Source organism: Oceanobacillus polygoni (genome assembly GCF_008304605.1).
Lineage (GTDB): Bacteria > Bacillota > Bacilli > Bacillales > Amphibacillaceae > Oceanobacillus > Oceanobacillus polygoni.
This window is the reverse complement of sequence record NZ_PIJY01000057.1, coordinates 54,531-68,242: the sequence shown is the minus strand read 5'-3', so window position 1 is coordinate 68,242 and position 13,712 is coordinate 54,531. Positions and strand designations below refer to the sequence as shown.

Below are 13,712 nucleotides of genomic sequence, written 5' to 3'. Positions count from 1 at the left end.
GATCTTACATTTTAAAAGGACACTATAAGGTGTCCTATTTGCATTTATAATACGACACCATTTTGTGTCATGTCAAGTATCCCCTTATAAAAATTTTAGCCAAGATTAATTGGATTCAACCATAAACTCCCTTTTAACATGATGATCCCTGCTTAATTAAACTAAAAAGAAAAAGACTGAATCTTTTCTGGATCCAGTCTGATGTTATATTTTTTATTTAGTATAACGGATTGAATAGCAGTCAAAAATCGTTCGAGTTGGATAATATTATATATATTATCCAACTCCATCCAATGATATTCGTTATTCGAATATCCATTCATACTGAATATCAGGTAAATTTTTTTCATTTTCATGTCCTCTACCGATAATTTTAAATCCGTGTTTCTCGTAAAAGCGTTGTGCCTTTTCGTTTACCTCAAATGTATATAAAGTTAACCTACCTCTTGATTGTTCTTTTGCTTTTTCCAGTAAGATTTTTCCGATACCCATCCTCTGATATTCTATATGGATATACAGCTGGCTTACTTCACTTTCATTATAGGCAATCATTCCAACTACCTTTTTATCAATTATCGCTAGATCTATGTCAAACTCCTTAGGTAATATATTGTTTAAAAAATCAATTTGACTTTCAAAGCTATGAATCTCATTCTGACCAATGGCCTGTTCCTTACTGGCACGCCACATATTCACTGTTTGTTCAGCATATTTAGGATGATATGGGGTTATTTTAATGTTGTTTTGGCTCACTACGATACTCCTTAGTTTTAGTATAATTATTTAACCAACTTCAATAAATTATATGCACAATCTACATCTTTAGTTATCTGAATATTATTATATTATTCCACCACAAAATCTTTCACAGGTTTTACAATAAATTTACACAACTAATTATCAATTTTAATAATTCACCGATAGAATTTAAATTGATAATTTTAATCAACTCAAAGGTGGACATATGAAAACAAATTTAGTTCATAAATCGATTCATTTTATTCGATTTTTAAATACAAATCGTAAATTACTTTATCAAGAGTTTAATAAGAATGAAGAATTATTAAATGTTATCCGTAAAAGCAGAATGCAGACTTTTTTCCAGCCGATTCTATCATTAAATAGTGGCGATACGATTGGTTATGAAATCTTGAATCGACCAGAATTTACGAAGAGCTTTCCTACTACGGATGCTTTTTATGACTATGTTGGTGAAAGCAAACATGTTTTTATGGTTGAAAGCTTTATACGAAATTTAGCATTGAAAAGATATCATGAGCAGGTTAAACAATTAGATGAAGGTGAAGATTGCTTTGTATTCCTAAATATACACCCTCAAGTTCTAGCAGACCCAAACTATCAAGCGGGAACTACAATGAATTTATTAGCTAAACATAACATTTCTCCTAAGCAAGTTGTTCTTGAATTGACGGAAAAGAAGGCTGGAATCAATTATTCTCAATTTGTGAAGTTAGTGGAGCATTACAGGGAACAGGGATTTCGGATTGCTGTAGATGATGCTGGGAGTGGTTATAATAGTTTACAAACACTTCTTTACTTAAATCCAGAGTTTATAAAAATTGATAAATCATTAATTCGAAACATCGAAAAAATACCAGAAAAGCAACATTTAGTAGAGCTTATTCTTGATTTTGCAAATAAATCAGCAACAAAAGTAATCTAGAAGGAATCGAGACTTTTTCTGAGTACACCTATTTGCGAGAAATGGGTGTCGATATGGGACAGGGCTATGCGATTGGAAAACCAGTTGGAACATTACGTAAAGGTGCCGTACCAATACCGAGTTAAAGCTACTATAACAAACATAAAAAATGAGCGATTTTTAAATATCGCTCATTTTTTTATACATTTAATTCCCCTGCATTTTTATCTTCCTTGCTTAGGTAGATACTTCCTTCACTAGCTTTACAAATCCGTTTTATCTCTGCTGCTTCTTTACTTAGCGCGTTTGGCGTAGAAAAGTATGTATGTTTATTTTGAACGACCGCAATCGAGATACTTACCAATGGAACATTTTCCATGGCACCTTTTCGGTTGATTGTTTTGACATATCCATGTTCAATATCTTCTTTACTATAGAAGCTGACAATTGCCTGTTCGAAGCGGCTAATAATCTTTTTGCAAATGTCCTCATGCTGATAATGAGGAATCACTGCAATAAAGTCATCCCCACCTATATGGCCAACGAAATAATTTGGTTTAGTACCGATTGTTTGTTGAATGATATCCGCCGTCTCAACCAAAAGTTTATCCCCTGCTTTGAATCCATAAACATCATTGAATGCTTTAAAATGGTCGAGATCCAGATAAAGCACCGTATAGCTTTCGTAATGCAATACTTTTTCTAACGTATTGTCTATAATATGGTTTCCGGGCAGTCCACTTAATGGATTGGAATATTTCGCAATGTTAATTTGGACTTCGGACAGCTTCATTATCAATTCACGTATACTTACAACTCCATACAACTTTTCCTGTTTCTGCACAATAACATAGTCATAGAGTCTTTCTTGCTCTCGTTTCATGGCGAGCGTACTAACTTTAGTTAGTGGAGTAAAATAATCAACAACTAACATTGTTTTATCCATCATTAATTCAATTGGTCGTTGCATAAAAAGGTCAAATCCATATTTAGTGGATAATTTTTGAAAGAATGTATCTCTCATTATTAATCCAACAGGTTGCCTATCAACCGCAACAACTATTCCCTCCGTGGAAGGTTGCTCATTAAAAAAGGCATAAACATTTTCGCAATTTGTAGTTGGTAATACCGGTATCGTTTCTCTTGCAATATCTCCAATAACAACATGCATATAAAGTCCCCTCTGTATTCTACACTTCAATTCAGTGCGTTTTTAATTCGCTCCACTAATTAGCAGCAATAAAATATTCTAATATATTTCACTCTTCTTTTATTGTACAATTATTTTACTAAAAAATAGTAAATTTAGTGTAAATAACATGATTTTTTGTGAAAAAATACCCAGGGTTAAAGGACCAGGTAATGGTAAGTACTTCTATTTGTTATCGGAGATTTATTAGATTGTTATGAAATAGAAGAAAATACATGTATAGATTTTGATCAAATTGGAGTTCAAGAAGTCATTCATGGAAAAAAAACTAGAGCCTGTTTTAAAAAAACTGATCAAAACAGGCTCTTAAATATGTTGTGCTGGAATATACAATTATCTAATCGAAAAGTGCAAAAAACTTATATCACTCAACAGCTACAAAAGGCATTAACTTGCCCTTAGCATACCGAACTATTTAAACGCCCTAGCCAATAACTCAATTGCTTTTTTACGGGCTTCCACCCCTGACATAAATGGTACTAACAGGACTTCATCCGCCTTAAATTGACTAATCAACGTATTTAATTGATCTGTGACACTTTCAATGTCCCCTACTACCATCCGGATTCGATTCGCTTGAATGATTTCTTTTTCATCTTCCGTGTACGGATATTTATGAGCTGTTTCAACCGATGGAAATTCTGTCAAATGGCCAAAATTATCCGTGCCAAGTAACCACAAATCTAAGGCTTTTGCGTATTCTTCCGCTTGCTCATTCGTTTCAGCAACGACAACAAACGGGGCGATGGACACTTTAGGTTCTCGCATGAAAGATGAGGGTTGAAATTCATTACGATACGTCTCCGCTGCCTCGATACCAATATGAAATTTATCGATGCCCGCAAGAGGGAATAATCCAAATGTATAGCCAATCCCTAATTTAGCGGCCATTTTAGCATTTCTGATACTAGTTGACAGCACCCACATCTCGGGAACGGTTGAGATAACAGGGCTAGCAACAATCCCTGAAAAACGATGGTTTTCATCCACTTGATCGCTTAAATACTTGGTTAAATCAACAATACTCTGCTCATAATTTAGTTTACTCTTTTTATTCTCATTTAACGTCCGATTCACAAGAGACGTTCCTATCGTATTCCCTATTCCCAAATCAATTCGACCAGGATGAAACGCTTCGAGAACCCTAAAATTTTCAGCTACTTTATAAGGACTATAATGTGGTATCATCACGCCGCCTGAACCAATACGAATCCGTTCAGTCGCATCTGCTAAACGCATCATGATTAGTTCCGGTGAACTACTAGCAAAAGCAGGAACGTTATGATGCTCTGCCATCCAAAACCGTTCATAACCTAATAATTCTGCTAATTGAGCTAGCTCAATCGTATTCTGCAAAGCTTTTTGGGCATTGCTTCCTTCATCAATTTGAGCGTAATCTAAAATCCCTAATTTAACCAATCTTACCCTTCTTTCTACGTATCAAGGCGCTTATGCTTTTTCACTTAAGATAAAGCTAACGAATTCTTCTTTCGTAAGATTTCCGAAATAATTAGCTAATTCCAGCGAGTCTAACGCGTTAAGTAAGTCTTCTTTCCTTAACCGCACCCCGACTAATACTTCTTCCACATCTTTTATATTTTTTGTTCCGAAAAAGTCACCCGAAATCTGAATGGCAGTAATTTTGGCATGCTCAATCGTTAAACCGACACTAATCGTTCCAATTGGAAAACGTTCTGTTAAACGATATTCGAACTGTTGAAAGCGACCATAGTTCCAGTCCCAATTATTGTATTTATCAGCGGCGATTTTATCGACACCCGCCCAATCTTCTGGTGTTAATTCATAACGCTTCGCTTCACTAACATCATTAATTTCAAGTAATTGGCAAATTATATAATCAGTAAACTCCCAGACCGTCATTTCTCGGTATTCTGGTGCTAGATGAGGACGGATTGACCCTACTCGACTACGGACGGACTGAATCCCATGTGATTTAATTTTCTTTTGGTTTGGATTCAATACGGACACCATTGCTTCATAATTGGGATCTAATAGCAACGAATACCCAGCGTAAATGCGACCATTCTGTAAGGTCATCGCCGCACCAGAAACTTTCTTGCCATCTAAAACTAAATCATTACGGCCTTTTTGTTCTAACTGATCTACACCTAAATTCTCAAGTGCTTTGACAACCGGTTCATACAAACGTGCATAGTTTCCATGAATGTCCGTACTACCATCGAATAAGAAACAAAAACTCATATTTCGATCATCGAGGTAAATCGCACCGCCGCCTGTTTCCCGGCGAATGATTTTAATATCATGTGCGTCCATATAAGGCTGATTGACTTCTTCGTATGCATTCTGGAATTTCCCAATTTGAACAGCTGGTTGCATCATGTATGGAAACAAAACATCATCATCTAAGAATATATGGTCTTTCACATATTCTTGTAAAGCCATTGCCATTCCTGGATCATAAATCCATTCTCCATTACGTTTCGATTCGATTAAATACATTTGCAACCTCCATTATTCACTTGCTAATTGTATGTAATACTTCAGCAATATCTTCATCAATTCGCACTGTTTGTGGACGAATTGCATGTGGTATGAAATAATCTTTTTGATTCATCGTCACAAACAACGCCTTCTCATTCCCTTCCGTCATTTGTTGGAAAGGATGTTTAATAAATTGTGGGGTTGTATGTCCCACACCAATTTCTAAAAATAGCACTTTCTTATCTTTATTTTCTTTTAAAAATTGTTCATAACGTTCTTTCTGTTCATGAAAATGACCATCTTCGACCATTCCCTTTTCTTCGTTACGTTTGTTAACTTCCAAACTAGCTCCACATTTCGGACAACGCGGAACTAAATTTGCAGGTATCTTCATATCTGATTGTTCCCGAACCATTTGACGAATTAAAGCTTCATCATGGTACGTCTGTTGGTGACAGTGCTCCGAACATTGCCACAATCCGTATTCTCCTTGAATGCGAAACACTTTATCCATATCGAACTCCGCTGCATAAAACGCATTATCGGCATTCGTCGTAATAACATGATAATTTTTATCCGTCATCATACGTCGCAAATCAACATATGCTTGCCCTACTGGTTGATCAAAGAAATTCAACAAACTGAAGCGACTTTGAAAAGCCCAATATTCTTGTTCATCTTCGAAATCAAATAAACTTGCTTGTAACATGTCCAAAAAGCGATACTTCGCAATAAAATCGGGAAAAGCGTCCGTAAATCTTTTGCCTACATATGTAAAACCAGTCGCTGCCGACATTCCCGCACCAATCCCAATGACAATTGCCTCCGCTTCATCTATTAGTTGATTTAAAACTTTATCTTGTGTCAATGATGATCCCATTGTTAACGTTTGCCAATGATTAAGTTGTTGCATAGCCATCCCCTATTCTTTCCTCGCTAATAATGACTGATAGATTTGTAAATCCTCATCTTTAAACACATTAAAGATGACCTGAAGCTTCGAATCGGTATTTCTCATATATTCTTTTACTGTTTGAATTGCAATTTCAGCTGCACGTTGATTAGGGAAATTAAATTCCCCTGTCGAAATGCAGCAAAAAGCAAGGCTGTCTAATTGATATTGATCCGCTAATGCTAGACAAGATTTATAAGACGAGGCCAGTAATTGTTCTCTCAAAGGTGAAGTACCACGTTGGTCGATAAATGGCCCAACGGTATGAATGATATATTCTGACGGTAAATTATATGCCTTAGTAATTTTAGCCTTCCCAACAGGCTCTTTGCGACCTTGTGCTTTTATTAGTTCATCACAATCTAGCCGCAATTTTACCCCTGCACGGGTATGAATAATATTATCGATACAATGATGATTTGCTTGCATGCAACCCAGAAACTCACTATTAGCTGCATTAACAATCGCATCAACTGCTAGACTCGTAATATCACCTTGCCATAAATAGAGTTGCTGCTGAACAGCTTCTAAATCATGCAATGAGGTTAGATGTCGTTCGTTATTCCACTGTGTTAAGAAAGCATCTTGAACCTTAACAAATTGCTCTGAGATCGGTTCGGGCTGTCGGATATTACACAGCCCCCGAAACAACGCTATTTTTTCTTCTACGCTACCCGCTTTACTCTGCACCATTTGTTCAAGAGCATTTGGGTTCTCACTCCATAAATAATCAATTAGATAATCCAATCTAGCTTCTTGATCCATATGCTACTCCTTGCGAAATATACTTACATACAATAGACCTATTATTCTGAACAGAATATCTGAATAGCTCCATAGCATGTATTCATTAAGCTTCTTCTAATTGGTTAAATGCTTCTTCATCCACGTCTGTTAGTTTTACTACCCAGTTTTCCTCCGTTTTGGCAGAGCTTAGAAGGATTGGTTCGTTTATTGCTGCTTCATTGCGTTCAACAATTTTGCCTGCTAATGGAGAAGCCACATCAATAACCGTCTTTGAAGCTTCTATGTTTAAAATGCTATCATCCACGTTAAGTGTATCTCCATGCATGTATTCTACAAATCCAACTGTACCAATATCATCTTGCAATTCTGGTGTCATACTTAACGTATACACGTCATCATTTTTTTCTATAAATAAGAAATTCCCTCGTTTTTTCATTCGTATTCCTTCTTTCTTTTTTAAATTTTATCAGAATAAACATAAGTATATCATGTATTAGCAAGACCTCAAACAGAGTGGCTTATTCTAGTGGAAATAATTAGAATAGCTAATTATTTTATGGAACAAATCTATTGGTACAGGTGGAAAAACTGTATTAATTTGACACTACTTGGCATAGCTGATAGCTTTAATTTAACAGCAATCATAGCGCGATGAAGGGAATTAGGTAATATACAAATGATGACAACAAAACAATACAGACCTTTATTTGAGACAATCGTTCTACCAAATGGTATGGAATTAGATAATCGCTTTGTCCTATCCCCGATGATTACGAATTCTTCAACTATTGAGGGTTATGTTACTGGGGAAGATTTAGCTTATGCGGAACGACGTGCTTGTTCCGCTCCCCTACAAATTACAGGGGCAGCTTATATCGAAGAGTATGGACAATTGTTTGAGTATGGCTTTAGTATCGTTGATGATCGTAGCATCGAAGGACTTAAACAACTTGCTCAAGCGATGAAAAAAGACGGCTCTAAGGCAATTATTCAATTAACTCATGCCGGTCGTTTCTCCAAAATATCGCTTAAAGATTTTGGTGTCGTTTATGGGCCAAGTAAAATGAACTTGAAGAGCCCTGTTGAACATACCGTCTTACCAATGTCCAAACGCAAAATCGAGCATGTTATTACCCAATATGCTGACGCAACCCGTCGTGCGATTAAAGCCGGTTTTGATGGAGTTGAAATTTCAAGTGCTCAGCGTTTACTAATTCAAACGTTCTTTTCCACTTATTCTAACCAGCGTGATGATGAATACGGTGTCCAAAACATTGAGAATCGTTCACGTTTTGGTATCGAAGTGATGAAGGCTGTTCAGAAAGTGATTGATGAAGAAGCACCAGCTGACTTTATTCTCGGGTTTAGGGGTACACCAGAAGAAACGCGCGGTAATGAAATTGGCTACAGTGTAGAAGACTTCCTTTATTTCATGGATCGAATCATGGAAGTAGCAAACATCCAATATTTAGCTACTGCAAGTTGGGGCAGGAACATTTATAAACAAACAATTCGCCAAGGTAAATTTAAAGGTGAATTCATGAATCAAGTTGTGTACGAACATATCGCTGGTCGTGTTCCAGTTATGGCCACTGGTGGCATCAACTCACCAGAAAAGGCACTAGAAGCCTTCCAATTTTCTGATGTGGTTGGTATGTCTACACCTTTTGTTACCGAACCTGATTTTGTTATCAAGTTAAAAGATGGCCGGGAAGATGAGATTAACTTAGGTTTTTCTAAAGAAGAGCTAGCCGATTTAGCGATTCCCGAAAGAGCTTTTAAAGACATTGTTGAATTAATGGATATCGGTGGATCACTTTCAGAAGAAGCCCGTCATGAACTACGTAAATTATATAAATAGTGCTAAATAATTATACGTGCATCTAAGGTTTACCAAGCCTTTTGATGACAACCTTAGTTGCACGTATATAAATTATAAAAGAGCTTTTTCTTTTTCTAACTCACGGTATAACACTTCCCCCATACGCTTCATACCTTCCGTAATCTTCTCTATCGACATATTGGAGAAATTCAAACGAAATGTATTTGTTTGTGTACCATTCGGGAAAAATGGCGTTCCAGGAACACAGGCAACATTGTTTTTCAAACACTCCGTAAATATATGCGTTGCATCAACGTCTTCAGGAAGTTCTACCCAAATAAATAATCCACCTTCTGGCTTACTGTAAGACAAATTCTTTGGAAAAAATTCTTCAATACACGCTAACATTGCTGTGCACCTTTCTTTATAAACAGCTTTGATTTTATTAATGTGCTCTTCCATATCGTAAAGTTCCATATACTTGGCTGTAATTCTTTGCGCAAAGCTGTCCGTATGTAAGTCAGCTGTTTGCTTAAACGTAACATACTTATCAATGAAAGCTTGGTCTGCACAAATCCATCCAAGTCGAAGGCCAGGAGTAAATATTTTGGAGAAAGTACTTAAATAAATTACTCTACCTTCCGTATCAAAATGTTTTACTGGTGGAAGTTCCTCTCCAGCAAATCTTATAGCTCCATAAGGGTTATCTTCTACAATCAGTACATCATATTGATTAGCAAGCTCAATCATTCTTTTTCGTCTTTCCAGCTTTAATGTGCGACCTGTAGGGTTTTGGAAGTCTGGAATCGTATAGATAAATTTCGTGTTAGGATGCTCCTGCAGCTGTTCCTCTAGCTCTTCCATAACCATTCCATCCTCATCCATCGCTACTTCAACAAAGTTGGCATTGTATGACTTGAATGTATTAATTGCTGCAAGGTAGGTTGGACTTTCACAAATAATCGTGTCTCCCTCATCGATAAATAACCTTCCAGTAAGGTCGATTGCTTGCTGGGATCCCGATGTGATAAGGATATTGCCAATAGCAGCGTTAATTCCGACAGTTTTCATTCTTCGATTAATAGCCTCTCTTAATGGAACATACCCCTCTGTCGTACTATATTGAAGAGAAGCCGCTCCCTCTTCATTCAACACAGCATTACACGCATCCTTAAGAGCTTCTAGTGGAAACAACTCTGGAGCCGGCAGTCCTCCCGCAAAGGAGATTACTTCTGGCCTTTCTGTTATTTTCAAAATTTCACGTGTTTCCGAAGACTTAACGAAATGAGCTCTCTTAGCAAATTTACTTTTCATTTATAAACATTCCTTTTTATTTTTTGCTATCTCTTATATTCAAACAATTATCTTAATAGTTTAATAGCTATCTTTATTTTAACAGAAAATCGAACTTTCAGTCATATCAGACAATATTTGGCGCCTTTCTGTTTGTTTACAAAATTTTACATTATTATCAGGTTTTACGTTTAGTACAAATCGTTCTAAAATAAACAAAGAAGAAAACATTTATTACGAGAGGAAGAACAATATGATCAGGAAAGCAACTCCAAAAGATCTAATGGACATTTTACATATCTATAATGATGCCATTCTTCATTCTACTGCTGTATACGCCTATAAACCCCAGACGCTTGAAAGCAGACAACAATGGTATAAACAAAAGATGGATGAAGGTTATCCAATATTAGTGTCCGAACAAGATAATAAAGTGGCTGGTTTTGCAACATTCGGTTCTTTTAGAGCATGGCCGGCTTATAAATATACAATTGAACATTCCGTTTATGTAAATAAGGAATACCGAAAAAAAGGAATTGGGACTTCCTTGATGAAGGAATTAATCACTATTGCCAAAGAAAGAGAATATATGACCTTGGTCGCTGGAATTGATGCAGCAAATGAAAAAAGCATTGCCATGCATAAAAGCTTTGGTTTTGTTCATTCAGGTACAATAGAAAAGGCAGGTTTTAAATTCAATAAATGGATTGACTTGGCCTTTTATCAATTAGAACTTGGCGGACCAAAAAACCCTATAGAAGAATAAAACATTTCGTACACCCCACCCTTTTCTTTACAGTGTTTAAATCAAAAGAATCCGTTTTGAAAAAGAGAAAAATCAAAACGGATTCTTTCTATGTGAAGCTGGAGACACATGCATAATGATCTTTTATTTACCCTAGATTTGCCACCCACTCTGACGATAATCTGAACATATTAGCAATTACAATATTTGAATATACCCTTCCGTTCCATTAACAAGAATTCGTTGGCCATCTTTTATCAATTTCGTAGCATTTTCTACTCCCACAACTGCTGGCAAGCCATATTCACGTGCGACAACCGCTCCATGGGTCATCAGCCCACCAACTTCAGTGACTAGACCTTTTATGGATACAAATAACGGTGTCCAGCTAGGGTCCGTAAAGGATGTGACTAATATATCTCCTTCTTCTAAGTCAGCATCTTCCATGTTTAAAATGACACGTGCTCGCCCCTCGATAACTCCTGAGGAAACTGGCAGGCCAACAATAGCTTCATCCGGGAGATTTTCACGCTTGTATTCACCTGCAACGATTTCACCATCAGAAGTAATAACACGTGGCGGAGTTAATTTTTCATATAATTTGTATGCTTCTTTTCGCTTGTCGATGAATTGATAATCCAGTTTATTTGTAAGGACGGCTTCTTCAAGTTCTTCAAAAGTGAGATAGTATATATCTTCTTCTCCCTGAATAACCCCCGCTTGTACGAGTTGTTCCGCTTCTTTCCGCAATGCCTGCTTATAAACAAAATAGCGGTTAATCATACCGTATTTAGGATATTCCCTAAACCCGCTGAAATTACGAATTAGATCGATATTTCGTTTCGTCTCTTTAGCTTTGTGTTCTCCGTTCGGCAGTTGCTTCAATCGTTCTAATAACGCTTGTTCTTTTTCCAAAGCCTCTTTTCGCCCTTGCTCAAATTTCTTCTGACTAGCATTCGGCTCAAAGTTTTTGATATTCCCTAAAATCATAGGGATAAGTGTAGTTGGTTTTTCGCTCCATCGACTTCTGGTTATATCAATTTCTCCGGCACATCTCATGCCATATTTGTTAAGATAAGCTGTTATTACGTCTTTGGCTTTTTGTCCTCCTTCAACGTTAATCAGTTCATCCAAAAAGTTATCATTCTTTACATGTCGTAAGTAATCAATTACTTCTGGATAAGGACGAATCGCATCTGCGACATCCAATAATGCGAGACCCATTTCTGAAGTAATATTATTTGGTACGGATTGAGAAAGTGTATCCGCTGCGTTTATTTCTCCTAACCACTCGTTCATTTTTTCATTAATCCATGTTGTGGCATCCTGTGCAGCTATAATCACACTCATACCTTCAAATAAAACCCTTCTCAGTTCCTGGATATCTTCCAGAATAAAACCAAATAAATCCGCACCTGATTTTGTCTGGATGTTTTGCTTCAGCTCTTCTAGCGATAACTGGCTTTTTTTAATCAATTCCGAAACGATTGTTGGATCGTTTCCGATTTGTGCTTGAGTATCAGAGGGAGCATTAGGTTTGTCAAAACTCAGATTTTTTTCAGCATCTAGGGACGTTTTTATAAAATCTTCTCGATCTACTATGGTCATAAGTGCGTCTTTTATGAGCGGGTCAGATTTTCCTAAGTTATCTATTATCATTTTTCTACTGGCAGGTGAAGCCAACATAGGTGTTACGTCAACAAACAACCTTCCACCAGCTTTACGCATGGGTGCAGGTGTTGTTAACAGGAAAAGGGACAATCCCAATGGTTTCATAGGGTCTGTCATCATTTGTTGATGCCCGACAGATACATAGACTTGGTTTTCTTGAGTCTCACCTGCTTCAGGGATGGGATACAGAGTTGTGATTGGACGACTCTGGACAATATAAAATGTATCCTCTGCCAAACACCACTCGATGTCTTGCGGACTACCAAAATGAGCTTCAATCTTTCTTCCTATACGTGCTAATTGTAAAATTTGTTGGTCTGTTAGTGTTTGTGACTTCTGCTGATCAGGATCAATCTGCTGTGTCTCAGTTCCTCCTTCCTCTTGGCCATAGATAGCCATGTTCTTAGATCCTATCATCTTTTCGACGATTTTTTCTTCCTGTACCTTATAATTATCAGGAGATACCAGCCCAGAGACCAATGCTTCTCCAAGTCCAAAACTGGCATCGATTGATAATATCTTTCGGTTAGAGGTAATCGGATCAGCAGTAAACAAAATCCCAGAACCCTGAGGGAAAACCATCCTTTGGATAATAACGGATAAAGAAACTTTACTTTGGTCAAATCCATTTTTCATTCGGTAAATCACTGCTCGATCCGTAAACAGTGAAGCCCAGCACTTACTAATATGCTGTAAGATCGAATGGATTCCTTTAATGTTTAGATAGGTATCTTGTTGCCCAGCAAAAGAGGCATGTGGCAAGTCTTCAGCGGTCGCACTAGAGCGCACTGCATAAGCGTGGTTCTCACCAAATTCGGAAAGAGAATCAGCAACTGCGCTTACAACATCAGAAGGAATATCTACGTCCATCATAATTTGCCGAATCTTGCTGCTGATTTCACTAATTTGATGGCGTTCCTCTACGTTTAACGTCGTTAGTTGACCCAACAATGCTCGAAACGCTTCATTTTGTTCAATGGCTTTTTGGTATCCTGCCGTTGTAACACAAAAACCTTCTGGAACTTGTATTCCTTGGATTTTTGATAATTCACCTAAATTCAATCCTTTTCCGCCTACAAGCAAAAGCTGTGTTTTCTCCATTTCCTGAAAACCGAGAACCAAAGAGCTCATTCCACATCTCTCCTA

Annotated in this window: 12 protein-coding genes; 3 read left to right on the top strand and 9 right to left on the bottom strand. The window is 37.0% G+C overall.

Annotated elements, in window-relative coordinates:
• Positions 1-303: 303 nt before the first annotated feature.
• Positions 304-690 (bottom strand): GNAT family N-acetyltransferase, encoded by a 387-nt coding sequence (locus F1560_RS21490; RefSeq protein WP_245347823.1) that lies wholly within the window; start codon positions 688-690, stop codon positions 304-306.
• A 274-nt stretch (positions 691-964) separates the two neighbouring features.
• Between F1560_RS21490 and F1560_RS21485 the strand changes: the two genes are divergently transcribed.
• The gene (locus tag F1560_RS21485) at positions 965-1,684 is read left to right on the top strand and encodes an EAL domain-containing protein (RefSeq protein ID WP_245347821.1); all 720 of its coding nucleotides are present in this window, start codon (positions 965-967) and stop codon (positions 1,682-1,684) included.
• A 178-nt stretch (positions 1,685-1,862) separates the two neighbouring features.
• Here F1560_RS21485 and F1560_RS21480 read toward each other — a convergent pair whose 3' ends face one another.
• The 6 genes from F1560_RS21480 to F1560_RS21455 all read right to left on the bottom strand — a co-directional run bounded on the left by F1560_RS21480 (position 1,863) and on the right by F1560_RS21455 (position 7,471).
• Positions 1,863-2,834 (bottom strand): GGDEF domain-containing protein, encoded by a 972-nt coding sequence (locus F1560_RS21480; protein ID WP_149476650.1) that lies wholly within the window; start codon positions 2,832-2,834, stop codon positions 1,863-1,865.
• Between the two features lie 450 nt (positions 2,835-3,284).
• Complete coding sequence (locus F1560_RS21475; RefSeq protein ID WP_149476649.1) at positions 3,285-4,292, bottom strand: LLM class flavin-dependent oxidoreductase; 1,008 nt, start codon at positions 4,290-4,292, stop codon at positions 3,285-3,287.
• 30 nt (positions 4,293-4,322) lie between these two features.
• Complete coding sequence (gene lplA, locus F1560_RS21470; protein WP_149476648.1) at positions 4,323-5,354, bottom strand: lipoate--protein ligase; 1,032 nt, start codon at positions 5,352-5,354, stop codon at positions 4,323-4,325.
• 16 nt (positions 5,355-5,370) lie between these two features.
• On the bottom strand, positions 5,371-6,249 hold the full coding sequence (locus F1560_RS21465; protein ID WP_149476647.1) for an SIR2 family NAD-dependent protein deacylase: 879 nt from the start codon (positions 6,247-6,249) through the stop codon (positions 5,371-5,373).
• A gap of 9 nt (positions 6,250-6,258) precedes the next feature.
• Positions 6,259-7,053: a protein-ADP-ribose hydrolase gene (locus tag F1560_RS21460; protein ID WP_149476646.1), complete on the bottom strand. Its 795-nt coding sequence runs from the start codon at positions 7,051-7,053 to the stop codon at positions 6,259-6,261.
• Positions 7,054-7,138: 85 nt separating this feature from the next.
• Positions 7,139-7,471, bottom strand: a complete 333-nt coding sequence (locus tag F1560_RS21455) for a glycine cleavage system H family protein (protein ID WP_149476645.1) — start codon at positions 7,469-7,471, stop codon at positions 7,139-7,141.
• 240 nt (positions 7,472-7,711) lie between these two features.
• Here F1560_RS21455 and F1560_RS21450 point away from each other — a divergent pair, with 240 nt between their 5' ends.
• Positions 7,712-8,896 carry an NADH-dependent flavin oxidoreductase gene (locus F1560_RS21450; protein WP_149476644.1) on the top strand — a complete coding sequence of 395 codons (1,185 nt, stop codon included), beginning with the start codon at positions 7,712-7,714 and terminating at the stop codon, positions 8,894-8,896.
• A 72-nt stretch (positions 8,897-8,968) separates the two neighbouring features.
• Here F1560_RS21450 and F1560_RS21445 read toward each other — a convergent pair whose 3' ends face one another.
• Positions 8,969-10,171: an aminotransferase-like domain-containing protein gene (locus tag F1560_RS21445; protein ID WP_149476643.1), complete on the bottom strand. Its 1,203-nt coding sequence runs from the start codon at positions 10,169-10,171 to the stop codon at positions 8,969-8,971.
• 190 nt (positions 10,172-10,361) lie between these two features.
• Here F1560_RS21445 and F1560_RS21440 point away from each other — a divergent pair, with 190 nt between their 5' ends.
• Complete coding sequence (locus tag F1560_RS21440) at positions 10,362-10,916, top strand: GNAT family N-acetyltransferase (RefSeq protein ID WP_149476642.1); 555 nt, start codon at positions 10,362-10,364, stop codon at positions 10,914-10,916.
• A 177-nt stretch (positions 10,917-11,093) separates the two neighbouring features.
• On the opposite strand, the gene ppsA is transcribed toward F1560_RS21440, so the two are convergent.
• The gene (ppsA, locus tag F1560_RS21435; protein WP_149476641.1) at positions 11,094-13,697 is read right to left on the bottom strand and encodes a phosphoenolpyruvate synthase; all 2,604 of its coding nucleotides are present in this window, start codon (positions 13,695-13,697) and stop codon (positions 11,094-11,096) included.
• Positions 13,698-13,712 lie beyond the last annotated feature (15 nt).

What these genes read in the sequence shown, in the direction of transcription:
- F1560_RS21490 (WP_245347823.1), bottom strand. Translation starts at nt 690, where the DNA reads ATGTGGCGTGCCAGTAAGGAACAGGCCATTGGTCAGAATGAGATTCAT.
- F1560_RS21465 (WP_149476647.1), bottom strand. Translation starts at nt 6,249, where the DNA reads ATGCAACAACTTAATCATTGGCAAACGTTAACAATGGGATCATCATTG.
- ppsA (WP_149476641.1), bottom strand. Translation starts at nt 13,697, where the DNA reads ATGAGCTCTTTGGTTCTCGGTTTTCAGGAAATGGAGAAAACACAGCTT.
- lplA (WP_149476648.1), bottom strand. Translation starts at nt 5,354, where the DNA reads ATGTATTTAATCGAATCGAAACGTAATGGAGAATGGATTTATGATCCA.
- F1560_RS21460 (WP_149476646.1), bottom strand. Translation starts at nt 7,053, where the DNA reads ATGGATCAAGAAGCTAGATTGGATTATCTAATTGATTATTTATGGAGT.
- F1560_RS21455 (WP_149476645.1), bottom strand. Translation starts at nt 7,471, where the DNA reads ATGAAAAAACGAGGGAATTTCTTATTTATAGAAAAAAATGATGACGTG.
- F1560_RS21450 (WP_149476644.1), top strand. Translation starts at nt 7,712, where the DNA reads ATGATGACAACAAAACAATACAGACCTTTATTTGAGACAATCGTTCTA.
- F1560_RS21445 (WP_149476643.1), bottom strand. Translation starts at nt 10,171, where the DNA reads ATGAAAAGTAAATTTGCTAAGAGAGCTCATTTCGTTAAGTCTTCGGAA.
- F1560_RS21485 (WP_245347821.1), top strand. Translation starts at nt 965, where the DNA reads ATGAAAACAAATTTAGTTCATAAATCGATTCATTTTATTCGATTTTTA.
- F1560_RS21480 (WP_149476650.1), bottom strand. Translation starts at nt 2,834, where the DNA reads ATGCATGTTGTTATTGGAGATATTGCAAGAGAAACGATACCGGTATTA.